This is a genomic window from Pseudomonas sp. JUb42, assembly GCF_024807945.1.
GTDB lineage: Bacteria > Pseudomonadota > Gammaproteobacteria > Pseudomonadales > Pseudomonadaceae > Aquipseudomonas.
The window spans coordinates 527,147-552,168 of record NZ_JANUFD010000001.1 but is presented as its reverse complement, the minus strand read 5'-3'; the positions used below and the strand labels follow the sequence as shown (position 1 = coordinate 552,168).

Below are 25,022 nucleotides of genomic sequence, written 5' to 3'. Positions count from 1 at the left end.
CTCAATCGATGTCGACCACCTGCGATGTGGTTGTGCTGCTGTCCGGCAGTGGTGGCAACCTGCAAGCCATGATCGACAGCTTCAAAGGCGATGAGCAGCCTGTTCGTATCCGCGCGGTGATCTCCAACCGCGCCGATGCCTTCGGTCTGCAACGCGCCAGGGACGCCGGGATCCCCACCCACGTCCTGGATCACAAGCAATTCGAGGGCCGCGAGGCCTTCGATGCGGCCCTGATCGAACTGATCGACGGCTTTGCACCGCAGCTGGTGGTGCTGGCCGGCTTCATGCGCATCCTCAGCGGCGACTTCGTGCGCCACTATCAGGGTCGCCTGCTCAATATCCATCCCTCCCTGCTGCCGCGTTACAAAGGCTTGCACACTCACCAGCGCGCGCTGGAGGCCGGTGACAGCGAGCACGGCTGCAGCGTGCACTTCGTCACCGAGGAACTCGATGGCGGACCACTGGTCGTACAGGCTGTTATAACGGTAGAGTTGCAAGATACGCCCGATACCCTGGCGCAGCGGGTGCATGTTCAGGAACACCGGATTTACCCGCTGGCAATGCGCTGGTTCGCCGAAGGCCGTTTGAGCCTCGGTGCAGACGGCGCATTATTGGACGGTCAGTTACTCGCGGCCAGTGGCCACTTGATTCGAACCTAGGAGATATTATGCGTCGCGCTTTGCTCTTCGCTTTCGCTCTGTTTGCCTTGCCCGTAGTCAATGCAGCAGACCTTCAGCCCTTCTCCGCCAGCTACACCGCCGACTGGAAACAGCTGCCCATGAGCGGCGGCACTGCCGAGCGCAGCCTGCAAGCCGGCGCCAACGGCACCTGGACCCTGAGCTTCAAGGCGTCGATGATGATCGCCAGCCTGACCGAAGTCAGCACCCTCAAGGACAACAACGGCACGCTGCTGCCGCAGACCTACAACTTCGAACGCGGCGGCCTGGGCAAGACCAAGAAGGTCGACCTGGTATTCGACTGGAGCACCAAGTTCATCACCGGCACCGACCGCAACGATGCGATCAAGGTGCCGCTCAATACCGGCATCCTCGATAAATCCACCTATCAACTGGCCTTGCAGCACGACGTAGCGGCCGGCAAGAAAAGCATGAGCTACCAGGTGATCGACGGCGACGAGATCGACACCTACGACTTCCGCGTCCTTGGCGCCGAGAAAGTCGCGACCAAGGTCGGCTCGGTGGATGCCATCAAGGTTGAGCGCGTGCGCGACCCGACGCAAAACAAACGCATCACGGTGATGTGGTTCGCCAAGGACTGGGACTACCTGCTGGTGCGTCTGCAGCAGGTCGAGACCGATGGCAAGGAATACAACATCATGCTTCAGGACGGCACCGTGAACGGCAAGACTGTCAAAGGCAGCTGATTCACCCTGGCGTCAGCGAAACCCGTCCTTGTGACGGGTTTTTTTATTGGGTTCGCGCTTTCGCGCTGCGAATACGATCCTGTCGGAAATCGCTCTCCAACTCAGATCATCGCAACATGAAAAAACCTTCATCTGCCCTCGCCCCGACGCTCTAGCCCAAGAAAAACAAGCCCTCCAGCCCTGTTACTCGCCTAGCTGACAGAAACATGAAAAAAACAGCTATTTACGTAGGAGCCTAACTAATTCTATAAAAGAGACCTGCGACGTCTTGCCGCACCTTCAAAAGCTCTGGAGTTTTCAAGATGACCGTAAAAGTGACTGAACGCGACACTGCACACCTTTCCCACGAAGCCATCGCCAATGGCATTCAGATCTGGGATGTGCATCAGCAGGACATGCTGGTAGGAATGTTCCACGACGAGTCGGAAGCTCAACGCTACAAGATGGAACTCGAAGCGCTGGAAAGCCAACGCAATCAGTAAGACGCAATTTCAGAATTGCATAAAGACAAAACCCGCACTTGGCGGGTTTTGTTTTATCTGCGGTTTACCACATCAGATCGTCAGGGATCTTGTAGGCCGCGTACGGATCGTCGCCTTCGACTTTCTCTTCCGTCGCCTCGCTGAGCAGCACGATACGCCGTGGGTCACGCTCCTGGATCTTCAGGGCGGCTTCACGGGGGATGACTTCGTAGCCGCCGCCGTGATGAACGATCGCCAGCGAGCCATTACTCAATTTGCTGCGCATCAGGCTATTGACCGAAAGGCGCTTGACCTTCTTGTCGTCGACGAAGTTGTAGTAGTCCTCGGTCGTCAGCTTGGGCAGGCGCGACACTTCGATCAATTGCTTGATCTGCGCAGCACGGGCCTTCTCTTCGGCCTTTTCCTGCTGCTGGCGATTGAGCTCCTGGTCGCGCTTGGCCTTTTCGGCCATGGCTTGCTGGGCGGCACGCTTTTGCGAGTCGTCGATCTCGATCTGGCCCTTGTGCGCCAGACGCTGTTCTTTCTGCTTGTCTTTGCCGACCTGTTTGGCCTGCTTCTGATTGACCAGACCTGCCTTGAGCAACTGGTCGCGAAGGGAAATGCTCATTGTCATACTCACTTATGCAGGGGCAGCGTCTCAGCCACAGCTGGGCGCATCAAGTTCCTGACGTTTGGCTTCGCCCCACAGGGCATCCATTTCTTCGAGGGTGCAATCTTCAATGGGACGACCGGTGTCGCGCAATGCCTGTTCGATAAATCGAAAGCGCCGCTCGAACTTGCGACTGGCCGCGCGCAAGGCATTTTCCGGGTCGACCTTCAGGTGCCGGGCCAGATTGACCGCCGAAAACAGCAGATCGCCGACTTCCTCGGCAATGGCCTGGGCGTCGTTACTGGCCATGGCTTCCAATACTTCATCCAGCTCTTCACGCACGTTATCCACCACCGGCAATGCCGAGGGCCAGTCAAAACCGACCTGTGCCGCACGCTTTTGCAACTTGGCCGCCCGGGACAGGGCTGGCAATACCGCCGGGACATCATCAAGCAACGACAACTGCTGCGGCACAGTGGCCTTGGCCGCACGCTCCTCGGCCTTGATCTGCTCCCAGCGCTGCTTGACCTGCTCTTCACTCAGGCGCGGCGTCTCAAGGGGCGCATACAGATCGCCCGTGGGGAACACATGGGGATGGCGACGGATCAGCTTGCGGGTAATGCCATCAACCACGCCATCGAACTCGAAGCGCCCTTCTTCCCGGGCCAGCTGGCTGTAATACACCACCTGGAACAACAGATCGCCCAACTCGCCCTTCAGATCATCGAAATCACCGCGTTCGATGGCATCGGCGACTTCGTAGGCTTCTTCCAGGGTGTGGGGCACGATGGTCGCGTAATTCTGCTGCACGTCCCACGGGCAACCGTACTGCGGGTCGCGCAGCCGGGCCATGAGGTGCAGGAGGTCGTCAAGTTTATACATGGGGTTCCCGTTGGTCACAGCTGTCAGCGGCAAGCCACAAGCTTCAAGTTGTCCGCGTACAGCTTGCGGCTTGTCGCTTGAAGCTCGCAGCTACGCCTCAAGGCGTTCTATTACGCCGCGTCTCAATGATATTCGGCAACTGCGATATCCGCCCCAGTAAGCGCCCCAGAGCGTCCAGCCCCGGAATCTCGATGGTCAGGGACATCAGCGCGGTGTTGTCCTCCTTGTTCGAGCGGGTGTTCACCGCCAGCACGTTGATCCGCTCGTTGAGCAGGACCTGGGAGACGTCACGCAGCAGGCCGGAACGGTCGTAGGCGCGGATGATGATGTCCACCGGATAAGTGAGCACCGGCACCGGGCCCCAACTGACCTGGATGATCCGTTCCGGTTCGCGACCGCCCAGCTGCAGCACCGAGGCGCAGTCCTGGCGGTGAATGCTGACGCCGCGGCCCTGGGTGATATAGCCGACGATGGCATCCCCCGGCAGCGGCTGGCAGCAACCGGCCATCTGGGTCATCAGGTTGCCCACGCCCTGGATCTGGATGTCGCCACGCTTGCCGGGCTTGTAGCCGGTGGCTTTGCGCGGGATCAGTTCCAGCTGTTCGTTGCCGCGCTCCGGCTCGACCAGTTGCTGGGCCAGGTTGACCAGTTGCGCCAGACGCAGGTCGCCGGCACCGAGGGCCGCGAACATGTCCTCGGCGGTCTTCATATTGGCTTTTTCGGCCAGGCGTTCGAAGTCCACCTGCGGCAAAGCCAGGCGCGCCAGTTCGCGTTCTAGCAGGGTACGACCGGCCGCAACGTTCTGATCGCGGGCCTGCAGCTTGAACCAGTGGACGATCTTGGCTCGGGCCCGGGACGTGGTGATATAGCCCAGGTTCGAGTTCAGCCAGTCACGGCTCGGTGTGCCTTGCTTGCTGGTGATGATCTCGACCTGCTCACCGGTCTGCAGGCTGTAGTTGAGCGGCACGATGCGCCCGTTGATCTTGGCGCCACGGCAGTTGTGGCCGATCTCGGTGTGCACGCGATAAGCAAAATCCAGAGGCGTCGCGCCCTTGGGCAGGTCGATGGCGTGACCGTCCGGGGTGAAGACATAGACCCGGTCCGGCTCGATATCGACCCGCAGCTGTTCGGCCAGGCCGCCGATATCGCCCAGTTCTTCGTGCCATTCCAGCACCTGGCGCAACCAGGAGATTTTCTCCTCGTAGTGATTGGAGCTAGGTTTGACGTCAGTGCCTTTATAACGCCAGTGGGCGCAGACGCCCAACTCGGCCTCTTCGTGCATGGCGTGGGTGCGAATCTGCACTTCCAGCACCTTGCCCTCAGGACCAATCACCGCAGTGTGCAGCGAGCGGTAGCCGTTTTCCTTGGGGTTGGCGATGTAGTCGTCGAACTCCTTGGGAATGTGCCGCCACAGGGTATGCACGATGCCCAGCGCGGTGTAGCAGTCGCGCATTTCCGGGACCAGCACACGCACCGCACGCACGTCGTAGATCTGGCTGAATTCCAGACCCTTGCGCTGCATCTTGCGCCAGATCGAATAGATATGTTTCGCCCGGCCGCTGATATCGGCCTTGACGCCGGTGGCCAGCAGTTCGTTTTCCAGCTGGCCCATGACCTCGCTGATAAACCGCTCACGGTCCAGGCGCCGCTCATGCAGCAACTTGGCGATCTGCTTGTATTGCTCGGGTTCCAGGTAGCGGAAGGACAGGTCTTCCAGCTCCCACTTGATATGGCCGATGCCCAGGCGGTGGGCCAACGGTGCGTAAATATCGAAGACTTCCCGGGCAACGCGGTTGCGCTTTTCGTCGGCAAGGTTTTTCACCGCACGGATCGCGCAGGTGCGCTCGGCCAGCTTGATCAGCGCCACGCGCACATCGTCGACCATGGCCACCAGCATCTTGCGCAGGTTTTCCACCTGGGCCTGACTGCCCAGTACCAGGGACTGTCGCGGGCTGAGACTGGCACTGATCGCGGCCATGCGCAGCACGCCGTCGATCAGTTTAGTCACGGTCGGACCGAAACGCTGGGCGACATCGGGCAGCAGAATCTTGCCCTCACGCACGCCGCGGTAGATGACAGCGGCCACCAGGGAATCCTGATCCAGCTTGAGATCAGCGAGGATTTCGGCAATTTCCAGACCGGTCTGGAAACTGGAGGTACCTTCGGCCCAGAGATTGTTCGAGGCGTTGTCCTGCTGCTCGGCTTGCCGGGCAAACTCACAGGCTTCCTTCAAAGCCTCGCGGTCCAACGCGGTGTCGATGCTGACTATGTGATCGAGCCATGCATCGAGGTTGATACTGCCGTCTGTGTTTATCGGCTGGTGCGCTCTCACCTGTACCATGTCACTTACCTTCCCTACGGCGTGATGAATTACGCCATCAGTCGCTGGTCTTTAAGCGCGAATACCTCTTGCCGGCCCAGCAAGTTCTGGTATTCGCGACCAGTCGGATTAAACGAGACTCCCTGTGCTGGCCAGCTCGACTCCTGGAGCTGGCGATCACTGACTCGCTTCAAATAAAGCCATCGCCTCGACATGGGCCGTCTGAGGAAACATATCGAGTATTCCGGCACGTTTTAATCGGTAGCCCTGGTGGATCAATTCGACCGTATCGCGAGCCAAAGTTGCAGGGTTGCATGACACATACAGCAACCGCTGCGCTCCCAACGCCTTGAGCTTGCGAACCACTTCAAAAGCGCCGTCCCGCGGCGGGTCCAAGAGTACCGCAGAAAAGCCCTGCGCGGCCCAGCTCGCATCACTCAACGGTTGGGACAGATCGGCCTGGTAAAACGCGACATTGCCCAGACCGTTGTCGGACGCATTGCTCGCCGCCCGTTCCACCATGGTTGCCACACCTTCCACCGCCACCACTTCCCGGGCGGTTTTCGCCAGGGGCAAGGCAAAGTTGCCCAGCCCGCAGAATAAATCCAGTACCCGCTCGTCCGCCTTTGGCGCCAGCCATTGCAGGGCCTGTTCGATCATCGCGCTGTTGACCGCCGCGTTGACCTGAATGAAATCGCCGGGGCGATAAGCCAGCTGCAAATCCCAGGGCTCCAGGCGGTAACCCAGAGTCTGATCCGGCTCTACCGGTTGCGGCCCGTCTTCTCCGTGCAACCACAGTTGCGCGTCATGCTTCTGACAGAAGGTCTTGAGAGTCGTCAGATCGCCGTCGTTCAGAGGGGCCGTGTGGCGGACCAATACCGCAATGGCCGAACCACTGAACAGCTCGACATGCCCTAGAACCTGGGGTTTGGCGAAACTCCTGAGCATTTCCGGCAATTGCGTCATCAAGGGTTGCAAGGCCTGTACCAGCACCGGGCATTGTTCGATGGCAACGATGTCTTGACTGGATGCGGCACGAAAGCCCACGTCCAGGCGCTTGGCCTTGGCATCCCAGCGCACCGCAATGCGTGCACGGCGACGATAGGCCAGTTCCGGGCCACTCAGGGGCTCGGCCCACTCTTCGGGCTCGACGCTGGCCACGCGCTGTAATTGCTCGGCGAGCATGCGCTGTTTCAGGGCGAGCTGCTCGGCGTGGGGCACATGCTGCACGCTGCAGCCGCCGCAGCGACCGAAGTGCGCGCACGCCGCCGGGCGACGCATGGTACTGGGTTGCAGGACGCGCTCGGTGCGCGCTTCTACAACTTTGCCATGGGCGCCCAGCACCCGCGCTTCAACTTCCTCACCGGCCAGACTGCCAGCGACAAACCAGGTCTTGCCTTCATGGAAGGCGATACCACGGCCGTCGTTGGCCAGTCGCTCGATGGTCAGCTTCTGCTTTTTACCGGTCGGTACCTGGGGGGCACGGGTGCCGCCAGCAGGTTGGAAGCGCAGGCCTCGCTCATGCTTGGCCATCAGTTGGGCGCATCGTAGACGCCGGTCGACAGATAACGGTCGCCCCGGTCACAAATGATGGCGACCATGACCGCGTTCTCGACTTCCTGGGACAGGCGCAACATGCCCGCCACCGAACCGCCGGAGGACACACCACAGAAAATGCCTTCCTCACGGGCCAGACGACGCATGACGTCCTCGGCCTCGGCCTGAGCCATGTCGAGGATGCGGTCGACGCGGTCGGCCTGATAGATCTTCGGCAGGTATTCATGGGGCCAGCGGCGGATGCCGGGGATGGCCGAGCCTTCCATCGGTTGCAGACCGACGATCTCGATGGCCGGGTTCTGCTCCTTGAGGTAGCGCGAGGTGCCCATGATGGTCCCCGTGGTGCCCATGGAGCTGATGAAATGGGTGATGGTCCCGTCGGTCTGGCGCCAGATTTCCGGGCCGGTGCCGGTGTAGTGGGCCTCGGGATTGTCGCCATTGGCGAACTGGTCGAGGACCTTGCCACGACCTTCGATCTGCATGCGCTCGGCCAGGTCGCGGGCACCTTCCATGCCCTCTTCCTTGGACACCAGGATCAGCTCGGCGCCATAGGCGGTCATGGCCGCCTTGCGCTCGGCGCTGGAGTTATCCGGCATGATCAGGATCATGCGGTAGCCCTTGATCGCCGCCGCCATGGCCAGGGCGATGCCGGTGTTGCCGGACGTGGCTTCGATCAGGATGTCACCAGGATGAATCTGCCCGCGCAACTCGGCACGGGTGATCATCGACAGCGCCGGGCGATCCTTGACCGAACCGGCAGGGTTGTTGCCCTCGAGCTTTACTAGCAAGGTATTGCTGGTATTACCGCCAAGGCGTTGCAGACGCACCAGCGGAGTGTTGCCGATGCAATCGGCTATGGTTGGATACTGCAAAGTCATGGCGTATTCGCGATTCAGACTGCGGGGATTGCCTATCATACCGGCAAACCTCAGCGGCCCATATCACGCAAAGTGCGGGTCTTATCGCGAAAAGCTATAAGCACGCCTGACGAGAGACCGTTGGAGCGAAGCTTGCCGGACCGCCGCACCGCCGCGAAGGGGCCGGTACATCCGACTCAATTGCTTGATCCGAAAACTGTCTTCGCGGGCAAGCCTCGCTCCAACGCAAGGGGTTTCGGATCAACCCTGCCGCGCACTCAGGCGCATATTGACCCGCAACCCTTGGCCATTATTCTCGGCCCACATATCCCCGCCCTGGGCCAGCAACGAATGCCGGGCAATGCTCAGGCCCAGACCGAAGCCGCCGTCACCGGGGCGAGAACCATCGAGACGGGTGAAAGGAGCAAAGATTCGCTGCAGATCCTGCTCAGCAACACCACCGCCCTGATCGTCGAGCCAGAAAAACCATTGGTCACCCTCTTGCCGTCCGCCCAGATGCACACCCCCATCAACCGGGGAATGACGGATGGCGTTGCGCAGCAGGTTTTCCAGGGCCTGAGCCAGGGTGTTGAGGTGGCCGCGAACCCAGCAGTCGGCATCCAGATCACTGCTCAACCGTGATGGCAACCACCCGCTTTCGAAGCAGGCGTTCTCGGCGAGGATTTCCCACAGGGCGACAACCTGAATGTCTTCCAGCGGCAAGCGCTCGCGTTCGGTGTCCAGCCACGCCAGTTGCAGGGTGTCGTCCACCAGTCGTTGCATGCCATCCACCTCCCGACTCAGGCGCTGACGCAACTGGGCCAGTTCCTGCTCGGTCTCGCAGGCCACCCGCAGGCGGCTCAAGGGTGTGCGCAGCTCGTGGGACAGGTCACGCAGCAACTGCTGCTGCACCGCCACGGTACTTTGCAGGCGCCGGGTCATATGGTCGAAGGCCCGGCCCAGCTCGCCCAGCTCATCCTGACGGCGGGTGAGGTGCAGTGGCAGGTGATTGCTCAACTCATCGGCACGCAGGGCGTTGGCCTGTTCGCGCAGCTGATTGAGCGGCACGATCAGCAGACGATACAGCCCGACGCAGAACAACAGGGTCAGCAGGGCCGGGATCAAACCATTGGTCAGCAGTTGCCAGAGCCAGAGATATTCTCCCGGGGTGAACCGCTCGGGCAGCTCGATCACCAGGCTGCCCTGGCTGGCATCCTTGGGAAACGGTACTTTCAGCCACGGCACCAGCACCGAGCGCTGACTGGTCGGCCAGTCCAGGCCGCGCAGGAAAGTCAGTCGGTGATTCTGTTCGTCCGTCAGAGGCAGCGTGGCCAGTGACTGCAAATCCGCGCCGATCACCCCGACCCAGCCCGCCTCCCGCTGACGCATTGTCTCAAGCCAGGCATCGACGCCCGCGCTATGCCCGCTTTCCCAGGCCTGTTCCGCCTCGGCGGCATAGCCCGTGATCACCTCCCGCGCATCCTGAGACAGATAGGCATTCTGCAATTGCACATAACGCCCCCATGACCAGCTCAGCCAGATCATCAGCAGGCAAAAGCCCACCAGCAGAAAGGCCAGTTTCCAGAACAACGAGGATTTGCCCGGCAGGCGCAGGCGCGACTCAGACATCGCTATCGGCAGCCGTCAGTACATAGCCCTTGCCCCAGACCGTGCGCAGCTCGCGCTCGACATAGCCAATGGCTTTGAGCTTGCGGCGAATCTGGCTGACGTGCATGTCCAGGCTGCGGTCGTGCTGGGAATAACCGCGCTGCAGCACCTGTTGATAAAGGAAGGGCTTGCTCAGGACTTCCTCGGGATTGCGCCAGAGAATCTCCAGCAGGCGATATTCGCTGCGGGTCAGCTCGGCAGGTCGCCCGGCGAACATCGCATCACAGGCCCGCTCGTCGAACGCCAGCTCACCCGAGACAACCTCGGCAGGCGGTTCGACCGGAAAATGACGACGCTCCAGTGCCACCCGGCGCAACACCGCCTCGATACGCACCTGCAACTCGGCGACACTGAACGGCTTGGGCAGGTAATCATCGGCGCCGTTGCGAAAACCACTGATGCGGTCAGCCTCGGCCCCCAGCGCCGACATCATGATCACCGGGATGCTTTGGTCCCGGCGCAATTGCAGCAGCACATCCAGCCCGTTCATGCCGGGCAGCAAGATATCCATCAGCACCAGATCGAACGCCTGCTGCCGGGCCAGTGCCAGGCCATCAAGGCCGTTCTGGCACCAGGTCACCTGGAAGCCGCAGCGGTCAAGTTGCTCATGCACATAGGCACCGAGGACGGGATCGTCTTCGATGGCGAGGATATTGGGCTGAATGCGGCGCTGCGCGATGACTTCGGGATTCATTAGCTTTGGCAACTGATTCTCAGTCCGTGATTATCAGAGAATGCACTTACCCGAGCAAGCAGCGTGACCGCACATCCCCGATAACGGCTGCCGGGCATAATCGGCCGCCATCCCCGCCGCGCAAATGGCTACACTGCGCAGACGCGAAAATCAGCGAACATCCCCGGCCGTTGGAGAAAAAGCGTGCTGAACAAGCTTGGAATCAAAGGTCGTGTCCTGCTGCTGACCATACTGCCTGCCAGCCTCATGGCGGCCGTGCTCGGCGGTTACTTCACCTGGATGCAGCTGTCGGACCTCCAGGCGCAGTTGCTGCAACGCGGCGAAATGATTGCCGAAGACCTCGGCCCGCTCTCGGCATCGGCGCTGGACCGCGCCGACAAGCCTCTGCTCGCGCGTATCGCCGGGCAGGCTCTGGAGCAAGCCGATGTGCGCTCCGTCTCCTTCCTCGATGCCGACCGCACCATGCTCGCCCATGCCGGGCCGAGCATGATCAACCAGGCTCCCATCGGCAACAGCACCCACCTGCTGCAACGCACCGGCAACGACGCGACCCGCTACCTGTTGCCGGTGTTCGGCCGTCAGCGCCATCTGACCGGCGATGTAGTGCCGCAAGAGGCCGACCGCCTGCTCGGCTGGGTCGAGCTGGAGCTGTCCCATAACGGTACCCTGCTGCGCGGATATCGCAGTCTGTTCGCCAGCCTGCTGCTGATCGCCACCGGCCTGGGCCTGACCGCGATCCTTGCCCTGCGCATGAGCCGCACCATCAATACACCGCTGATGCGCATCAAGCAGGCCGTGGCCCAGCTCAAGGACGGCAACCTGGAAACCCGCCTGCCGCCCCTTGGCAGTATCGAGCTGGACGAGCTGGCGTCAGGCATCAACCGCATGGCCGCGTCCCTGCAGAATGCTCAGGAAGAACTGCAACACAGCATCGATCAGGCCACCGAAGACGTGCGGCAGAATCTGGAAACCATCGAGATCCAGAACATCGAGCTGGACCTGGCCCGTAAAGAGGCCCTGGAAGCCAGCCGGATCAAGTCCGAATTCCTCGCCAACATGAGCCACGAAATCCGCACACCGCTCAACGGCATCCTCGGCTTCACCCATTTACTGCAAAAAAGCGACCTGACCCCGCGCCAGCTCGACTATCTGGGCACCATCGAAAAATCCGCCGACAGCCTGCTGAGTATCATCAACGAGATCCTCGATTTTTCGAAGATCGAAGCCGGCAAACTGGTATTGGACAGCGTGCCGTTCAACCTGCGCGACCTGCTCCAGGACACCCTGACCATCCTCGCCCCGGCGGCCCACGCCAAGCAGCTGGAACTGGTCAGCCTGGTTTATCGCGACACGCCCCTGGCCCTGCTCGGCGATCCGCTGCGACTCAAGCAGATCCTCACCAACCTGGTCAGCAACGCCATCAAGTTCACCCGCGAAGGCACCATCGTCGCCCGGGCCATGCTCGAAGACGAAACGGAAGAAAACGTACAACTGCGCATCAGCGTGCAGGACACCGGTATCGGCCTGTCCAGCCAGGACGTCCGCGCGCTGTTCCAGGCCTTCAGCCAGGCCGATAACTCGCTGTCGCGGCAACCGGGCGGTACCGGTCTGGGGCTGGTGATTTCCAAGCGGCTGATCGAACAGATGGGCGGCGAAATCGGCGTCGACAGCACCCCCGGCGAAGGCTCGGAGTTCTGGATCAGCCTGAATCTGCCCAAGGCCCGGGAAGATGTCGAAGACCTGCCGGCCATCGCCCTGGTCGGTCGCCGGGTCGCCCTGCTGGAAAGCCACCCCCTGACCCGCCAGGCCCTGGAGCATCAACTGGAAGACTGCGGCCTCGACGTGCTGCAGTTCAACAATATGGAAAACCTGCTCAACGGCGTCACCGCTGCCCACCAGACGCCCCAGGTCATCGATCTGGCGGTACTGGGCATCACCGTCCACGAACTGCCTCCCGAGCGTTTGCGCCAGCATGTCTGGGACCTGGAAAACCTCGGCTGCAAGGTCTTGGTGCTGTGCCCGACCACCGAGCAGTCGCTGTTCCAGCTGTCGGTGCCGAACATGTACAGCCAGTTGCAGGCCAAGCCCGCCTGCACCCGCAAGATGCGCAGCAGCCTGAGCGACCTGATCAGCCCGCGACCCTTGCGCACCGACGTAGTCGAGCCCCTGTCCAGCCGCGCGCCACGTCTGCTGTGCGTGGACGACAACCCGGCCAACCTGCTGCTGGTGCAGACCCTGCTGGAGGACATGGGCGCCGAAGTGGTCGCCGTCGACAGCGGTTACGCCGCGCTGCAAGCAGTACAGAGCGAAACCTTCGATCTGGTCCTGATGGACGTGCAGATGCCCGGCATGGACGGGCGCCAGGCCACCGAGGCGATTCGCGCCTGGGAGCAGGAACGGCAGAGTACGCCCCTGCCCATCGTTGCCCTCACCGCCCACGCCATGGCCAACGAAAAGCGCGCTCTGCTGCAAAGCGGCATGGACGACTATCTGACCAAGCCCATCAGCGAGCGGCAACTGGCCCAGGTGGTGCTGAAATGGACCGGCCTAGCCCTGCGCACCGTTTCCGTCGAACGCCATGTGGAAAACACCAGCCACAGAGCCAACCTGCATGTACTCGACCATGAAGAAGGCCTGCGCCTGGCTGCAGGCAAGAGCGATCTGGCGGCCGACATGCTGGCCATGCTCCTGGCTTCCCTGGACAGCGACCGCGACGCCATCCGCCATGCGCGGGAAGCCGGCGACATCGCCGCGCTGATCGAGCGTGTCCACCGCCTGCACGGCGCCACCCGCTACTGCGGCGTCCCGCAACTGCGCGCCGCCTGCCAGCGCAGCGAAACCCTGCTCAAACAAAACGCCCCGGAAACCCAGGCGGCGCTGGATGAGCTGGACAAGGCCATCACCCGACTGGAACAGGAAGCCAGGGTCAGCGCTTGATGGGGGTCACGATATAGACCATCAAAGAAGGTTAGGCTCGGGCTATGTGGGAGCGAATTCATTCGCGAAAGCGGTGTTCCAGGCGATAAAGATGCGTCGAATGCGCCGGCCTCTTCGCGAATGAATTCGCTCCCACAAGATTTGCCCCCCGCCCCGGTTAGCGTTAGCTGCGTGAGAGCGCGCCGTCGTAGACGGGGCGGGATCTCCCACAAGGCCAGCCGCTACAGCATTCGTTCCCAAAGGACCCATTCATGCGCACCCTCCTCTTCAGCAGCCAGCACTACGACCGTGACAGCTTCCTCGCCGCTCAGGTCTCCGGCGAGCTGGACCTGCATTTCCAGCCGGCGCGCCTGACCCTGGACACCGTAGCCCTGGCCGATGGCTGCCCGGTGGTCTGTGCCTTTATCAACGACGACCTCAGCACCCCGGTCCTGGAAAAACTCGCTGCCGGTGGCACGCAATTGATTGCCCTGCGCTCGGCCGGTTTCAACCATGTCGACCTGCCTGCCGCTAAACGTCTGGGCCTGAGCGTGGTTCGCGTTCCGGCCTACTCGCCCAATGCCGTGGCCGAACACGCGGTGGCGCTGATCATGTCCCTCAACCGCCACCTGCACCGCGCCTACAACCGCACCCGCGACGGCGATTTCACCCTGCATGGCCTGACCGGCTTCGATCTGGTCGGCAAGACGGTCGGCGTAATCGGCACCGGGCAGATTGGCGCGGCCTTTGCGCGGATCATGGCCGGTTTCGGCTGTAAACTGCTGGCCTATGACCCCTACCCCAACCCGGCGGTCGAGGCCCTGGGCGCCCGCTACCTGAGCCTGGCGCAGGTGCTGGAACAGGCGCAAATCATCAGCCTGCACTGCCCGCTCACCGAACAGAGCAAACACCTGATCAATGCTGATTCCCTGGCGCGCATGCAGCGTGGCGCCATGCTGATCAATACCGGCCGCGGCGCCCTGGTCGACACCCCGGCGCTGATCGAGTCGTTGAAAAGCGGCCAACTCGGCTACCTGGGCCTGGACGTCTACGAGGAAGAAGCCCAACTGTTCTTCGAAGACCGCTCCGACCTGCCCCTGCAGGACGACGTACTGGCGCGGCTGCTGACGTTCCCCAACGTGATCATCACCGCGCACCAGGCCTTCCTCACTCAGGAGGCCCTGGCGGCGATCGCCCAGACCACGCTGGACAACATCCGCGCCTGGCGCCAGGGCACGCCGCAGAACCGGGTCGACGGCTGACAGGCGTCGGTTAATGGCGGGCATGCTAGGATGCGCGCCATTTTGCAGGCTCCTGTCTTTCTGGAAGAACCATGGTCGAACACGATTTCCGCTACAGCATGCTCAACCCCCAGCACACCCTGACGGAGTGCCGGACCCTTGGGCCCGGCCGCTATCAGGTCACCGGCAATGGCGGTTCGATCCATAACGACGACACCCTGCTGGTGACGATCAAAGGCGCCAAGACACTCTTCATGCGCTTGCAGGTCGAGAAAGTCCGTCACCTGATCAACCCGCCGGGGCAATGGGTCGCGGTGGCACGCGGGCCGGTGTTCGACGAACTGGCGATCCATCAATGGAAGGTCAACTGCGACAGCTGCGGCGCCGAACTGGACTTCGAGTTCATGGTCGAGAGCAAACTGGGTACCAAGGCGCAGAAACCTGCCGCCATCGCCCGCATAGCCGAGCTGGGCTGGAAAACCCTCGGCGACAAACACCAGTGCAAGAAATGCCAAGGGACTGCCGCATGAAACGCTTTGCCGCATTAGGGATGATGGGCGCTGCACTCTTGGGTGCAGGCTGCACGACCGAGCCGACGCCAAGCCGTGACCATGGCTACCTGCTGGAGTGGATCGGCGAACGACCGCTGATCGATAACAGCCACTTGACCATGACCCTCGGCGCCGATGGTCGCGCCTACGGCACCGCCGGTTGCAATCACTGGTTCGCGCCGTACACGCTCAAGGATCACAGCATTAGCCTGGGGCCTGTCGGCAGCACCCGCAAACTCTGCGGCCCGGCGCTGATGGAGCAGGAGCAGCGTTACCTGCAAGCCCTGGGCAAGGTGCAACGCTGGGATATCTCGCCGATCAACCAGCTGCGCCTGTGGCCTGCCGAAGGCAAGCCGTTGCGGTTCTGGCTGGAAGAATGACTAACCTTCGCCGCGCAGGGCCTTGAGCTTCTGCGTAACCCCGGCGGCGGTCTGCTCGCCCAGTAACTGCTCACGCACCTTGCCCTTGTCGTCGATGATGTAGGTCACCGGCAAGGCCTCGGACGTGGGCAGGTTGTAGCGCTCGGCCGGGTCCTGGGCGAGCACGGTGAACGTGATGCCCAAAGTCTTGCTGGCGTTCTTCAGGTCATCGCCCTGAACGTTATCGAAATTTACGCCCAAGACCGTGACCTGCTGATCCTTGAGCTGCTCGGAGAGCTTGTTCAACTCAGGGATTTCCGTACGGCACGGACCGCACCATTCCGCCCAGTAATTGACCACCAGCCAGTGCTTGTCGATACGCTCGCTGGCGACCTTCTGGCCGTTCTGATCGGTGCCTAGATCTGCTCCGCAGCCGCTTAGCAGCGCACTGCACAGTAGCGCAAAGGTCGCTGCCCATCGCATTGCCATGTTACTCATCGAACAACCCATAACCCATTTGATTTAGACGACCCGCCGTAGGAGCGGCTTCAGCCGCGAGATCGCCCTCCCGGCTAAAGCCGGTCCTACGGTCCCACATTAATCCTGCTGCATCTGCGACCGATCACCGCGACGGGTTCTGGCGCAGACTTGCGGCAGGTAGAATACCCGCCACCTCACGCAAGATGCGACCGCAAATGACCGATCTGACGCTTTATCACAACCCGCGCTGCTCCAAATCACGTGGCGCGCTGGAACTGCTGGAAGCTCGTGGCCTGACCCCGACCATCGTCCGTTATCTGGAAACCCCGCTCGACGCCGCGCAATTGCGTGAGCTGCTCGGCAAGCTGGGCATCAGCGCCCGACAACTGTTGCGCACCGGCGAAGATGAATACAAGACCCTGAACCTGGCCGACGCCAGCACAAGTGACGAGCAACTGATCGCCGCCATGGCCGCTCATCCGAAGCTGATCGAACGGCCGATTCTGGTAGCGGGCGACAGGGCCGTGATCGGCCGCCCGCCGGAAAATATCCTGGAGTTGTTGCCGTGAGCACACCCTACATTCTGGTCCTGTTCTACAGCCGCAATGGTTCCACCAGCGAAATGGCCCGGCAGATTGCCCGGGGCATAGAGCTGGGCGGTATGGAAGCGCGTCTGCGTACAGTCCCGGCGATTTCCAGCGAATGCGAAGCAGTGGCGCCGAGCATCCCGGAAAGCGGCGCGCTGTATGCCACCCTCGACGACCTGAAGAACTGCTCGGGCCTGGCCCTGGGCAGCCCGACGCGCTTCGGCAACATGGCCGCGCCGCTCAAGTATTTCCTCGATGGCACCAGCAACCTGTGGCTGACCGGCGCTCTGGTCGGCAAACCCGCCAGCGTGTTCACCTCTACCGCCAGCCTGCACGGAGGCCAGGAAACCACCCTGATGTCCATGCTCCTGCCGTTGCTGCACCACGGCATGCTGGTCACTGGCCTGCCCTACAGCGAATCGGCGCTGATCGAGACCGCTGGCGGCGGCACGCCGTATGGCGCCAGTCACCATGCCGGTGCCGACGGCAAGCGCCCGCTGGATCGCCACGAAGCGGAGCTGTGCCGCGCCCTCGGCCAGCGTCTGGCCAAGACTGCGCTGCTGCTGGAGACGCCTCGTGGCTAAAAAGCCCAAGGTCCTGCCGCCCCTGGAATGGCTGGAGCCGAGGGTGCGCATCAGCCGCGTGCTCGCCCTGGCCTGCTTCATCGGCCTGATCGCCCTGCTGTCGGTCTATTACCTGCTGATCGCCGATCTGCACGGCGCACGGCCCTGGGTCATCCTGCTGATCGAGCTGGTACCGCTGCTGGTCCTGGCGCCGGGCATGTTCAGCGGCAGCCCGCGCGGGCACTCCTGGACCTGTTTCGTGGTCAATCTGTACTTCATCAAGGGCGCATTGGCCGCCTATGATCCGGGCCGTTCGCTGTTCGGCATCCTGGAAATGCTCGCCAGCCTTGCCGTATTCATCAGCGCATTGCTGTATGTTCGCTGGCGTTTCCAATACAGCCGCAAACAGGCCGGCGAAGGCCAGCAACCGATTCTGGAGCAGTAATGCACGACTACAAATGGCTGAACGAGTATTGCCTGAACCGTTTCGGTTCGGCCAAAGCCCTTGAAGCCCACTTGCCGGACGCCCGCACCCCGCAGCAACTGCGCGCTATCAGCGACGACCGCTACCTGTCGACCATGGCCCTGCGGGTATTCCGCGCCGGCCTCAAGCACAGCCTGGTGGATGCCAAATGGCCGGCGTTCGAACAGGTTTTCTTTGGTTTCGATCCGGAAAAAGTCGTGCTCATGGGCGCAGACCATCTGGAGCGGCTGATGCAGGATGCGCGGATCATCCGCCACCTGGGCAAGCTCAAGAGCGTGCCGCGCAATGCCCAGTTCATCCTCGATGTCGCCCACGAACACGGCAGCTTCGGTGCGTTTATCGCCGACTGGCCGATCAGTGACATCACCGGCCTGTGGCAGTATCTGGCCAAGCACGGCAGCCAGATGGGTGGCATGTCGGCGCCGCGCTTCCTGCGCATGGTCGGCAAAGACACCTTTATTGCCAGCAATGACATGGTCGCCGCCCTCAACGCCCAGAACATCATCGACAAGGTGCCCACCAGCAAGCGCGACCAGGCCATCGTCCAGGACGTGTTCAACCAGTGGCAGGCCGAGAGCGGACGCCCGCTGTGCCAGCTGTCGGCGATGCTGGCCTACACCGTCAACCACTGATTTTTGCAGTGGTTGACACAGATTGACATAAATTCCGACGCACTTCGTATACCATATTCCCCAGTTCCCCTTGCTGAGTCATCCGCGTGCCTTTTCGACTGCCTGACGCCCCCAACCTCGGTGTCGCCCCTTCGGCCTCCGAGGTCATCGCCAAACACCTGCGCGAAGCCATTATTTCCGGGCATTTCGCCGAGGATGAGCCGATTCGCCAGGACGATATCGCCAAAGTCTTCAACGTCAGCAAGATCCCCGTGCGCGAAGCCCTCAAGCGCCTGGAGGCCGAGGGCCTGGTGCAATTCCTGCGCAACAAGGGCGCAGTCGTCACCCGCCTGTCGGAACCGGAACTGGCGCAGATCTTCGAAGTACGCGTGCTGCTTGAGGTCCAGGCGATCCGCCAGGCCGTGCCGAAAATGACGACCGAGCACATCGCCCGGGCCCGGGCCATCTGTGACGAATTCGTTGGCGACGATAACGTCGGGCGTTGGTCGGAACTGAACTGGGCCTTTCACACCTGCCTCTATGAGGCGGCGCAACGGCCGTTTCAGCTCAACCTGATCCGCTCGATTCACGACAAGGTCGAGCGTTACCTGCGCCTGCAAATGAGCTTCGCCGAAGGCAAGCTGCGCGCCGATCAGGAACACCGCGAAATTCTTCAGGCCTGTGCCGATCGCGACGTCGACAAAGCCGCCGAACTGATCGAGCACCACATCATCGGTGTTTGTCGGGAGCTTTACGCACACCTGCCCAACGAGTCCATCAGCGAAGCCTGAGGCGCCAACCGACTGTGCCGATTTCGTCATCGCCCCGAACGAAATCGGTCAAGCCCTGCCCGCACGGCAGCGTCATTCTGTGAGGGTCTTCAAGCCACGGAGTGACCCCATGCAACGCATCAGCATTCTCGACTCCCATACCGGCGGCGAACCGACCCGCCTGGTCCTCGACGGCTTTCCCGACCTGGGCAAGGGCAGCATGGCCGAGCGCAAGCAGATTCTCGCCGAGCAGTTCGACGACTGGCGCGCCGCTACCGTGCTGGAACCCCGTGGCAGCGATGTGCTGGTCGGCGCCCTGCTCTGCGAACCGGTGGACCCTACCGCCAGCGCCGGGGTGATCTTCTTCAATAACAGCGGCTACCTGGGCATGTGCGGCCACGGCACCATCGGCCTGGTGGTGTCCCTGGCCTATCTGGGCCGCATCGAGACCGGCGTGCATCGCATCGAAACCCCGGTGGGTACGGTGGAGGCAACCCTGCACGAAGACCGCTCGGTGAGCGTGCAGAACGTGCCATCCTATCGCTATCGCCAGGCCGTGACGCTGAAAGTCCCCGGTATCGGCAGTGTTACCGGCGATATCGCCTGGGGCGGCAACTGGTTCTTCCTGATTGCCGACCATGGCTTGGCGGTGGACAGCGGCAACCTCGACGCCCTCACCGACTACACCTGGGCCGTGCGCCTGGCGCTGGAAGAGCAAGGCATCTTCGGCGAAGACGGCGGTGTGATCGACCATATCGAGTTGTTCGCCGATGACGCCGTGGCTGACAGTCGCAACTTTGTCATGTGCCCCGGCAAGGCCTACGACCGCTCGCCGTGCGGCACCGGCACCAGTGCCAAACTGGCCTGCCTGGCGGCTGACGGCAAACTCGAAGCCGGCGAGATCTGGCGTCAGGCCAGCGTGATCGGCAGCCAGTTCGAGGGCAGCTACGAATGGCAGGGCGAGCAGGTGATCCCGACCATTCGCGGCCGTGCCCATGTCAGTGCTGAAGCCACCCTGTTGCTCGACGCCGACGATCCGTTCGCTTGGGGCATCCGCCCGTGACTGCGCAGCGGGTCGCCGAGGTCATCGTCATCGGCGGCGGCATCATCGGTGCGGCCTGTGCTGATGAACTGGCTCGTCAGGGCCTCGACGTGCTGGTTCTCGATTGCCAGCGCCCGGCTGCCACGGCGGCGGGCATGGGCCACTTGGTGGTGCTGGACGACAACCGTGACGAACTGGCCCTGAGCGAATACTCGGTGCGCACCTGGCGCGAATGGGCGCCCGAGCTGCCGGACGACTGCGCCATGCGCAATAACGGCACCCTGTGGCTGGCCTGCAATGCCGAAGAAATGGCCGCCGCCGAAGCAAAACACGCCACCCTGCGCAACTACGGCATGGCCTGCGAACTGATCGATGCCCAGGCCCTGGCCGAGGCCGAACCGGCTTTGCGTGCGGGGCTGTATGGCGCCCTCAAGGTCAGCGGCGACGGCATCCTCTACGCGCCCAATGCCGCCCGCTGGCTGCTGCAACGCACCGGCAAAGTCCGCCAGCAGCCTGGCCGTGTCGTTGAAGTACAGGGCAATCGCCTGCGTCTGGACGACGGCCAGTGGCTGCAAGGCGACGCCGTGGTCCTGGCCAATGGCATCTACGCCGCCGAACTGTGCCCGGAACTGCCCTTGCAGGCGAAGAAGGGCCATCTATTGATCACCGACCGCTACCCCGTGCAGATCAGCCACACCCTCGTCGAACTGGGCTACGTCACCAGCGCCCATAACGCCAAGGGGCCATCGGTGGCGTTCAACGTGCAACAGCGCCCAACCGGCCAGTTATTCGTTGGTTCGTCGCGGCAATTCGACAATCACGACCCCGAAGTCGAAGGCTGGATGCTCGGACGCATGCTGCGCCGCGCCAGCGAATTCCTCCCGGAGCTGGGGCAGATGAATGCCATTCGCAGCTGGACCGGTTTCCGCGCTGCCAGCCCTGACGGCCTGCCATTGATCGGTGAGCATCCGCAGCAGCCCGGCCTGTGGCTGGCGCTAGGGCATGAAGGGCTCGGGGTGACGACTGCGCCGGGTACCGCCCGATTACTTGCTGCGCAAATGTTGCGCACATCTGCGCCGCTGCCCCTTGAACCCTATGCGCCGCAGCGGTTTATCGGAGCAGGCAGTCCATGCTGATAGTTTCCTGTCATCCAACCCGCATGACTCTTGTGGGAGCGAGGCTTGCCCGCGAATCAGTCGTCGCGGTGGCTCAGGTATACCGCGTTATCGTTTTTCGCGGGCAAGCCTCGCTCCCACAGAAAATCCGGTTAATTCAAATCGCTCTGTTTGAGCACAGGTCCCTCTCATGCCTGAACTAAGCATCGACGGCCACGCCCTGCGTGTCGCCCAAGGCACTACCCTGGCCGCGGCCCTGTCTCTGGGCGGCACTGGTTGCAGCCGCACTTCGGTCAGCGGCCAGCGTCGTGCGCCGTTGTGTGGCATGGGCATCTGTCAGGAGTGCCGGGTGACGGTAGACGGCCAGCGCCGCCTCGCCTGCCAGACCCTGTGCCGCGACGGCATGCGCGTGGAGACCCAGCCATGAATGCCCATGTCGACCTGCTGATCATCGGCGCCGGGCCCGCCGGCATGGCCGCCGCCCTCGCCGCCGCCAATGCCGACGTGAAGATCGCCATCCTCGACGACAACCCGCTGCCCGGCGGACAGATCTGGCGCGACGGCCCCCAGGCCAGCATCCCCGCCAAGGCCCGTGACCTGCGCCAGCAGATCCAGGACACGCCGAATATCCAGCTGTACAGCGGCACCAAAGTCATCGCCCGCGCCAAGGCTAAACAGTTATTGGTCGAGGACGCGGAACGCGGCTGGCTGATCAGCTACAGCACATTGATCCTTTGCACCGGCGCCCGCGAACTGCTGCTGCCCTTCCCCGGTTGGACCCTGCCCGGCGTCACTGGCGCGGGCGGCTTGCAGGCGCTGATCAAGGGCGGCCTGCCGGTGCAGGATGAGCGGATTGTCATCTCCGGCAGTGGTCCGCTACTGCTGGCCAGTGCCGCCACGGCCAAAGCCAACGGCGCGCAGATACCACGCATTGCCGAGCAGGCGTCTTGGGCTCAGGTGATGGACTTCGCTGCGCGTCTGGGCCAATGGCCGAACAAGGCGCTGCAAGCCTTCGGGCTGTTCGACACGCATTACCGGGCAGGCAGCCATGTTATCGCTGCCCTGGGTCAAGACCGCGTCGAAGGCGTGCGCCTGCAAACGGCAAAAGGCATCGAGGAAGTTGCCTGCGACCGACTGGCCTGTGGCTTCGGTCTGGTGCCGAACGTAGAGCTGGGACGCGCGCTGGGCTACGACGTCCATCAGGGCGCATTGAGCGTGGATCAGTGGCAGGCCAGCCCTATGGCCGATCACTATGCCGCAGGCGAATGCACCGGTTTCGGCGGCAGCGAGCTGGCGTTGGTCGAAGGTCGTGTCGCTGGCTTTGCTGCCGTCGGCCTGCAATCCCAGGCCCAGGCCTTGTGGCCCGAGCGCCAACGCTGGCAGCGCTTTGCCGATCAGTTACACAAGACCTTCGCCCTTGACCCGGCCATCCGCCAACTGGCCAGCCCCGACACCCTGGTCTGCCGTTGCGAGGACGTCTCCTTCGCCGCCTTGGCCATGCAGCCAGACTGGAAACAGGCCAAGCTCGCCACCCGCTGCGGCATGGGCGCCTGTCAGGGGAAGATCTGCTCCACGGCCACGCAAACATTGTTCGGCTGGGAACCGCCGATGCCGCGCCCGCCGTTCAGCCCGACGCGGGTGTCGACCCTGATTCATCTGGAAGAAAGCCAATGAACAGTCCGGAGCAAAATCCCTTGCTGATCAAATATGGTGGAAGACTTCTTGTAGGAACGAATTCTGTGGGAGCGAATTCATTCGCGAAAGCGATGGTACAGGCGACATATATGTGGCGAATGTACTGGCCTCTTCGCGAATGAATTCGCTCCCACAAAATTAACCCCCACGATCGCCCCATAAGCCCCATCATCCATCACGACCTCTAGCCTGTCCTGTGCCCATGATCGAACTCCTGAACGCCCCCGCCCCCGACACCCTCGACCAACTGCTCGCGACCCTGACTCAGGTCGCGCCGTTGTTCGATGCCATTCCGGGGCTGGTGTTTTTCATCAAGGACACCCAGGCCCGCTACGCACTGGTCAACCAGGCGCTGGCCCAGCGCTGCGGCTTCAAGCACAAGGCGGATATCGTCGGGCATACCGCTGAAGAGGTGTTTCCTGCGCGCTTCGGCCCGCTGTACACCGAGCAGGATCGCCGAGTCCTGGCCGACGGCCGCCAGCTGTCCGATCAGCTGGAGTTGCACCTTTATTACGGTAACCAACCGGTGTGGTGCCTGACCAACAAACTGGCTCTGCGCAATCAGCAGGGCGCAATCATAGGCCTCGCCGGGATTTCCCGGGATCTGCAAAGCCCGCAATCCACCCACCCGGCCTATCAAAAGCTCGGTGCAGTGGATGCCTATATTCGCGAACACTTTGCCCGCCCCATCAGCCTGGCCGAACTGACCGCTATCGCCGGGCTGTCCATCGCCCAACTGGAGCGGCACTGCAAGCGCATCTTTCAGCTAACGCCCCGGCAGATGATTCACAAGGCCCGCCTCGGCGAAGCCTCGCGCCTGTTGCTGCATGACCTGTCGATCACCGAGATCGCCCTGCGCTGCGGCTACACTGATCACAGCGCCTTCAGCCGCCAATTTCGTGCCCTGACCGGGTTCTCGCCAAGCCAGTACCGAGAGTCTCATCGCTGAAACAGCTACCCACCATGGAGCAGCCGCCACAACTTTGCTCCCTTTTGTAACATGTCGGTGACGGCCACCCAGGTGTCGCAGCCAAGCATCAAACCGCTGCAAGTACTGCCCCAGCAGCCTCTGCGACCAATTAACCCACTGATCAAAAAACAGGCACGCGGGTTGCATAATTAATATCGTATACGAAATTACATATCCGACTTTTTCGCTCAGCCCGTTTCATCACTTGCATATCACGAGGCTTCTATGAAAAACCCAGCTGTTGCCGTAGCCCTCTTTGCCGCCATGAGTGTTTCCCTGATCAACACCGCCCAAGCCGACAAGCTCGATGACATCATCGACTCCGGCAAACTGCGCTGCGCGGTTACCCTGGATTTCCCGCCAATGGGTATGCGTGATGAGAAGAATGTCCCGGTCGGGTTCGACGTGGACTATTGCAACGACCTGGCGAAGGTGCTGGGAGTAACAGCCGAGGTGGTGGAAACGCCTTTCCCTGATCGTATCCCGGCACTGGTATCAGGCCGTGCCGACGTGATCGTCGCCTCGACCTCCGACACCCTCGAGCGGGCCAAGACCGTGGGCATGACCGTGCCTTACTTCGCTTTCAACATGGTCGTGCTGACCCGCGACGACACCAAGATCAACAGCTACGACGACCTCAAGGGCAAGCCGGTCGGTAACACCAGCGGCACCTTCGAAGCCATCGCCCTGGAAAAAGACGTGAAGAAATGGGGCAACGGCAGCTTCCGCGCCTACCAGACCCAGAACGACACTATCCTCGCCGTCGCCCAGGGCCACATCGACGCCTCGGTCGTGACCAACACCGTCGCCGCCGCTTCGATCAAGTCCGGCAAATACAAGGGCCTGCGCATCGCCGGTAACGCACCTTACGTCATCGACTACGTAGCCCTGGCCGCCAAGCGCAACGAATACGGCCTGATCAACTACCTCAACCTGTTCATCAACCAGCAAGTACGCTCCGGCCGCTACGCTGAGCTGTATGAAAAATGGGTGGGCGCCGGTAAGCCTGTGGACCTGACTGTGCCGAACGTTTATCGCTGATCCACAACTCCCTCTGAATCGGGGAGATTGTGGGAGCGAGGCTTGCCCGCGAAGATGCCGGAACATCCGATAAATTTTCTGAGCCTCATACATAGCCTTCGCGGGCAAGCCACGCTCCCACAAAATCGCATTCCCATGTTGTAGCGATTTGTGTACCCAGACAG

26 protein-coding genes are annotated in these 25,022 nt (G+C 62.0%); 18 read left to right on the top strand and 8 right to left on the bottom strand.

All coding sequences use genetic code 11. The features are described 5' to 3' along the window. The first annotated feature begins 8 nt into the window (after nucleotides 1–8). The 3 genes from purN (at nucleotide 9) to M2401_RS02595 (ending at nucleotide 1,866) form a co-directional block, all read left to right on the top strand. A complete protein-coding gene (gene purN / locus M2401_RS02605; protein ID WP_259099884.1) occupies nucleotides 9–659 on the top strand; it encodes a phosphoribosylglycinamide formyltransferase in 651 nt (216 codons plus the stop codon). A gap of 8 nt (nucleotides 660–667) precedes the next feature. Then, nucleotides 668–1,384: a DUF3108 domain-containing protein gene (locus M2401_RS02600; RefSeq protein ID WP_259099274.1), complete on the top strand. Its 717-nt coding sequence runs from the start codon at nucleotides 668–670 to the stop codon at nucleotides 1,382–1,384. A 302-nt stretch (nucleotides 1,385–1,686) separates the two neighbouring features. Beyond that, nucleotides 1,687–1,866, top strand: a complete 180-nt coding sequence (locus M2401_RS02595; protein ID WP_259099271.1) for a hypothetical protein — start codon at nucleotides 1,687–1,689, stop codon at nucleotides 1,864–1,866. Nucleotides 1,867–1,930: 64 nt separating this feature from the next. On the opposite strand, the gene M2401_RS02590 is transcribed toward M2401_RS02595, so the two are convergent. The 7 genes from M2401_RS02590 to M2401_RS02560 form a co-directional block, all read right to left on the bottom strand. Beyond that, entirely contained in the window at nucleotides 1,931–2,473 is a 543-nt protein-coding gene (locus M2401_RS02590; protein WP_259099268.1) for a DUF2058 domain-containing protein, read from the bottom strand. Nucleotides 2,474–2,503: 30 nt separating this feature from the next. Then, nucleotides 2,504–3,337 (bottom strand): nucleoside triphosphate pyrophosphohydrolase, encoded by an 834-nt coding sequence (gene mazG / locus M2401_RS02585; RefSeq protein ID WP_259099265.1) that lies wholly within the window; start codon nucleotides 3,335–3,337, stop codon nucleotides 2,504–2,506. Between the two features lie 97 nt (nucleotides 3,338–3,434). Then, nucleotides 3,435–5,678 (bottom strand): GTP diphosphokinase, encoded by a 2,244-nt coding sequence (gene relA / locus M2401_RS02580; RefSeq protein ID WP_259099262.1) that lies wholly within the window; start codon nucleotides 5,676–5,678, stop codon nucleotides 3,435–3,437. A 156-nt stretch (nucleotides 5,679–5,834) separates the two neighbouring features. Beyond that, nucleotides 5,835–7,190 (bottom strand): 23S rRNA (uracil(1939)-C(5))-methyltransferase RlmD, encoded by a 1,356-nt coding sequence (gene rlmD, locus M2401_RS02575; protein WP_259099259.1) that lies wholly within the window; start codon nucleotides 7,188–7,190, stop codon nucleotides 5,835–5,837. Then, on the bottom strand, nucleotides 7,190–8,092 hold the full coding sequence (gene cysM, locus M2401_RS02570; protein WP_259099881.1) for a cysteine synthase CysM: 903 nt from the start codon (nucleotides 8,090–8,092) through the stop codon (nucleotides 7,190–7,192). Before cysM ends, rlmD begins: the two co-directional genes overlap by 1 nt. Nucleotides 8,093–8,332: 240 nt before the next feature. Continuing rightward, nucleotides 8,333–9,700 carry a sensor histidine kinase gene (locus tag M2401_RS02565; RefSeq protein WP_259099256.1) on the bottom strand — a complete coding sequence of 456 codons (1,368 nt, stop codon included), beginning with the start codon at nucleotides 9,698–9,700 and terminating at the stop codon, nucleotides 8,333–8,335. Further along, the gene (locus M2401_RS02560) at nucleotides 9,693–10,433 is read right to left on the bottom strand and encodes a response regulator transcription factor (RefSeq protein ID WP_259099879.1); all 741 of its coding nucleotides are present in this window, start codon (nucleotides 10,431–10,433) and stop codon (nucleotides 9,693–9,695) included. The genes M2401_RS02565 and M2401_RS02560 overlap by 8 nt, the downstream gene beginning before the upstream one ends. Nucleotides 10,434–10,616: 183 nt before the next feature. Between M2401_RS02560 and M2401_RS02555 the strand changes: the two genes are divergently transcribed. The 4 genes from M2401_RS02555 (at nucleotide 10,617) to M2401_RS02540 (ending at nucleotide 15,521) form a co-directional block, all read left to right on the top strand. Continuing rightward, nucleotides 10,617–13,370, top strand: coding sequence for a response regulator (locus M2401_RS02555; RefSeq protein WP_259099253.1), 2,754 nt, complete (start codon nucleotides 10,617–10,619; stop codon nucleotides 13,368–13,370). A gap of 251 nt (nucleotides 13,371–13,621) precedes the next feature. Continuing rightward, nucleotides 13,622–14,611, top strand: a complete 990-nt coding sequence (locus M2401_RS02550) for a 2-hydroxyacid dehydrogenase (protein ID WP_259099250.1) — start codon at nucleotides 13,622–13,624, stop codon at nucleotides 14,609–14,611. Nucleotides 14,612–14,682: 71 nt separating this feature from the next. Next, nucleotides 14,683–15,120 carry a hypothetical protein gene (locus M2401_RS02545; protein WP_259099247.1) on the top strand — a complete coding sequence of 146 codons (438 nt, stop codon included), beginning with the start codon at nucleotides 14,683–14,685 and terminating at the stop codon, nucleotides 15,118–15,120. Then, a complete protein-coding gene (locus tag M2401_RS02540) occupies nucleotides 15,117–15,521 on the top strand; it encodes an META domain-containing protein (RefSeq protein ID WP_259099245.1) in 405 nt (134 codons plus the stop codon). Before M2401_RS02545 ends, M2401_RS02540 begins: the two co-directional genes overlap by 4 nt. On the opposite strand, the gene M2401_RS02535 is transcribed toward M2401_RS02540, so the two are convergent. Next, complete coding sequence (locus M2401_RS02535) at nucleotides 15,522–15,989, bottom strand: TlpA disulfide reductase family protein (protein ID WP_259099241.1); 468 nt, start codon at nucleotides 15,987–15,989, stop codon at nucleotides 15,522–15,524. Between the two features lie 206 nt (nucleotides 15,990–16,195). Between M2401_RS02535 and arsC the strand changes: the two genes are divergently transcribed. The 11 genes from arsC (at nucleotide 16,196) to M2401_RS02480 (ending at nucleotide 24,858) form a co-directional block, all read left to right on the top strand. Beyond that, the gene (gene arsC / locus M2401_RS02530) at nucleotides 16,196–16,549 is read left to right on the top strand and encodes an arsenate reductase (glutaredoxin) (RefSeq protein WP_259099238.1); all 354 of its coding nucleotides are present in this window, start codon (nucleotides 16,196–16,198) and stop codon (nucleotides 16,547–16,549) included. Next, nucleotides 16,546–17,151, top strand: a complete 606-nt coding sequence (gene wrbA / locus M2401_RS02525; protein ID WP_259099236.1) for an NAD(P)H:quinone oxidoreductase — start codon at nucleotides 16,546–16,548, stop codon at nucleotides 17,149–17,151. Before arsC ends, wrbA begins: the two co-directional genes overlap by 4 nt. Beyond that, entirely contained in the window at nucleotides 17,144–17,575 is a 432-nt protein-coding gene (locus M2401_RS02520; RefSeq protein WP_259099234.1) for a DUF2069 domain-containing protein, read from the top strand. Before wrbA ends, M2401_RS02520 begins: the two co-directional genes overlap by 8 nt. Continuing rightward, complete coding sequence (locus tag M2401_RS02515) at nucleotides 17,575–18,246, top strand: DNA-3-methyladenine glycosylase I (RefSeq protein WP_259099233.1); 672 nt, start codon at nucleotides 17,575–17,577, stop codon at nucleotides 18,244–18,246. The genes M2401_RS02520 and M2401_RS02515 overlap by 1 nt, the downstream gene beginning before the upstream one ends. Before the next feature lie 98 nt (nucleotides 18,247–18,344). Then, nucleotides 18,345–19,016 (top strand): GntR family transcriptional regulator, encoded by a 672-nt coding sequence (locus tag M2401_RS02510; protein WP_259099876.1) that lies wholly within the window; start codon nucleotides 18,345–18,347, stop codon nucleotides 19,014–19,016. 109 nt (nucleotides 19,017–19,125) lie between these two features. Next, nucleotides 19,126–20,058 (top strand): 4-hydroxyproline epimerase, encoded by a 933-nt coding sequence (locus tag M2401_RS02505; protein WP_259099231.1) that lies wholly within the window; start codon nucleotides 19,126–19,128, stop codon nucleotides 20,056–20,058. Further along, nucleotides 20,055–21,173, top strand: a complete 1,119-nt coding sequence (locus tag M2401_RS02500) for an FAD-binding oxidoreductase (RefSeq protein WP_259099229.1) — start codon at nucleotides 20,055–20,057, stop codon at nucleotides 21,171–21,173. Before M2401_RS02505 ends, M2401_RS02500 begins: the two co-directional genes overlap by 4 nt. Nucleotides 21,174–21,342: 169 nt before the next feature. Next, nucleotides 21,343–21,579 carry a (2Fe-2S)-binding protein gene (locus M2401_RS02495; RefSeq protein WP_259099227.1) on the top strand — a complete coding sequence of 79 codons (237 nt, stop codon included), beginning with the start codon at nucleotides 21,343–21,345 and terminating at the stop codon, nucleotides 21,577–21,579. Beyond that, complete coding sequence (locus M2401_RS02490) at nucleotides 21,576–22,826, top strand: FAD/NAD(P)-binding oxidoreductase (protein ID WP_259099225.1); 1,251 nt, start codon at nucleotides 21,576–21,578, stop codon at nucleotides 22,824–22,826. Before M2401_RS02495 ends, M2401_RS02490 begins: the two co-directional genes overlap by 4 nt. Before the next feature lie 223 nt (nucleotides 22,827–23,049). After that, a complete protein-coding gene (locus M2401_RS02485; protein WP_259099224.1) occupies nucleotides 23,050–23,796 on the top strand; it encodes an AraC family transcriptional regulator in 747 nt (248 codons plus the stop codon). Nucleotides 23,797–24,042: 246 nt separating this feature from the next. Then, on the top strand, nucleotides 24,043–24,858 hold the full coding sequence (locus tag M2401_RS02480; protein WP_259099222.1) for a transporter substrate-binding domain-containing protein: 816 nt from the start codon (nucleotides 24,043–24,045) through the stop codon (nucleotides 24,856–24,858). Nucleotides 24,859–25,022 lie beyond the last annotated feature (164 nt).

Excerpts from the sequence above, each read along its gene's own strand:
- purN (WP_259099884.1), top strand. The coding sequence starts at position 9 with ATGTCGACCACCTGCGATGTGGTTGTGCTGCTGTCCGGCAGTGGTGGC.
- M2401_RS02600 (WP_259099274.1), top strand. The coding sequence starts at position 668 with ATGCGTCGCGCTTTGCTCTTCGCTTTCGCTCTGTTTGCCTTGCCCGTA.
- M2401_RS02595 (WP_259099271.1), top strand. The coding sequence starts at position 1,687 with ATGACCGTAAAAGTGACTGAACGCGACACTGCACACCTTTCCCACGAA.
- M2401_RS02590 (WP_259099268.1), bottom strand. The coding sequence starts at position 2,473 with ATGAGCATTTCCCTTCGCGACCAGTTGCTCAAGGCAGGTCTGGTCAAT.
- mazG (WP_259099265.1), bottom strand. The coding sequence starts at position 3,337 with ATGTATAAACTTGACGACCTCCTGCACCTCATGGCCCGGCTGCGCGAC.
- relA (WP_259099262.1), bottom strand. The coding sequence starts at position 5,678 with ATGGTACAGGTGAGAGCGCACCAGCCGATAAACACAGACGGCAGTATC.
- rlmD (WP_259099259.1), bottom strand. The coding sequence starts at position 7,190 with ATGGCCAAGCATGAGCGAGGCCTGCGCTTCCAACCTGCTGGCGGCACC.
- cysM (WP_259099881.1), bottom strand. The coding sequence starts at position 8,092 with ATGACTTTGCAGTATCCAACCATAGCCGATTGCATCGGCAACACTCCG.
- M2401_RS02565 (WP_259099256.1), bottom strand. The coding sequence starts at position 9,700 with ATGTCTGAGTCGCGCCTGCGCCTGCCGGGCAAATCCTCGTTGTTCTGG.
- M2401_RS02560 (WP_259099879.1), bottom strand. The coding sequence starts at position 10,433 with ATGAATCCCGAAGTCATCGCGCAGCGCCGCATTCAGCCCAATATCCTC.
- M2401_RS02550 (WP_259099250.1), top strand. The coding sequence starts at position 13,622 with ATGCGCACCCTCCTCTTCAGCAGCCAGCACTACGACCGTGACAGCTTC.
- M2401_RS02545 (WP_259099247.1), top strand. The coding sequence starts at position 14,683 with ATGGTCGAACACGATTTCCGCTACAGCATGCTCAACCCCCAGCACACC.
- M2401_RS02540 (WP_259099245.1), top strand. The coding sequence starts at position 15,117 with ATGAAACGCTTTGCCGCATTAGGGATGATGGGCGCTGCACTCTTGGGT.
- M2401_RS02535 (WP_259099241.1), bottom strand. The coding sequence starts at position 15,989 with ATGGCAATGCGATGGGCAGCGACCTTTGCGCTACTGTGCAGTGCGCTG.
- arsC (WP_259099238.1), top strand. The coding sequence starts at position 16,196 with ATGACCGATCTGACGCTTTATCACAACCCGCGCTGCTCCAAATCACGT.
- M2401_RS02515 (WP_259099233.1), top strand. The coding sequence starts at position 17,575 with ATGCACGACTACAAATGGCTGAACGAGTATTGCCTGAACCGTTTCGGT.
- M2401_RS02505 (WP_259099231.1), top strand. The coding sequence starts at position 19,126 with ATGCAACGCATCAGCATTCTCGACTCCCATACCGGCGGCGAACCGACC.
- M2401_RS02495 (WP_259099227.1), top strand. The coding sequence starts at position 21,343 with ATGCCTGAACTAAGCATCGACGGCCACGCCCTGCGTGTCGCCCAAGGC.
- M2401_RS02490 (WP_259099225.1), top strand. The coding sequence starts at position 21,576 with ATGAATGCCCATGTCGACCTGCTGATCATCGGCGCCGGGCCCGCCGGC.
- M2401_RS02485 (WP_259099224.1), top strand. The coding sequence starts at position 23,050 with ATGATCGAACTCCTGAACGCCCCCGCCCCCGACACCCTCGACCAACTG.
- M2401_RS02480 (WP_259099222.1), top strand. The coding sequence starts at position 24,043 with ATGAAAAACCCAGCTGTTGCCGTAGCCCTCTTTGCCGCCATGAGTGTT.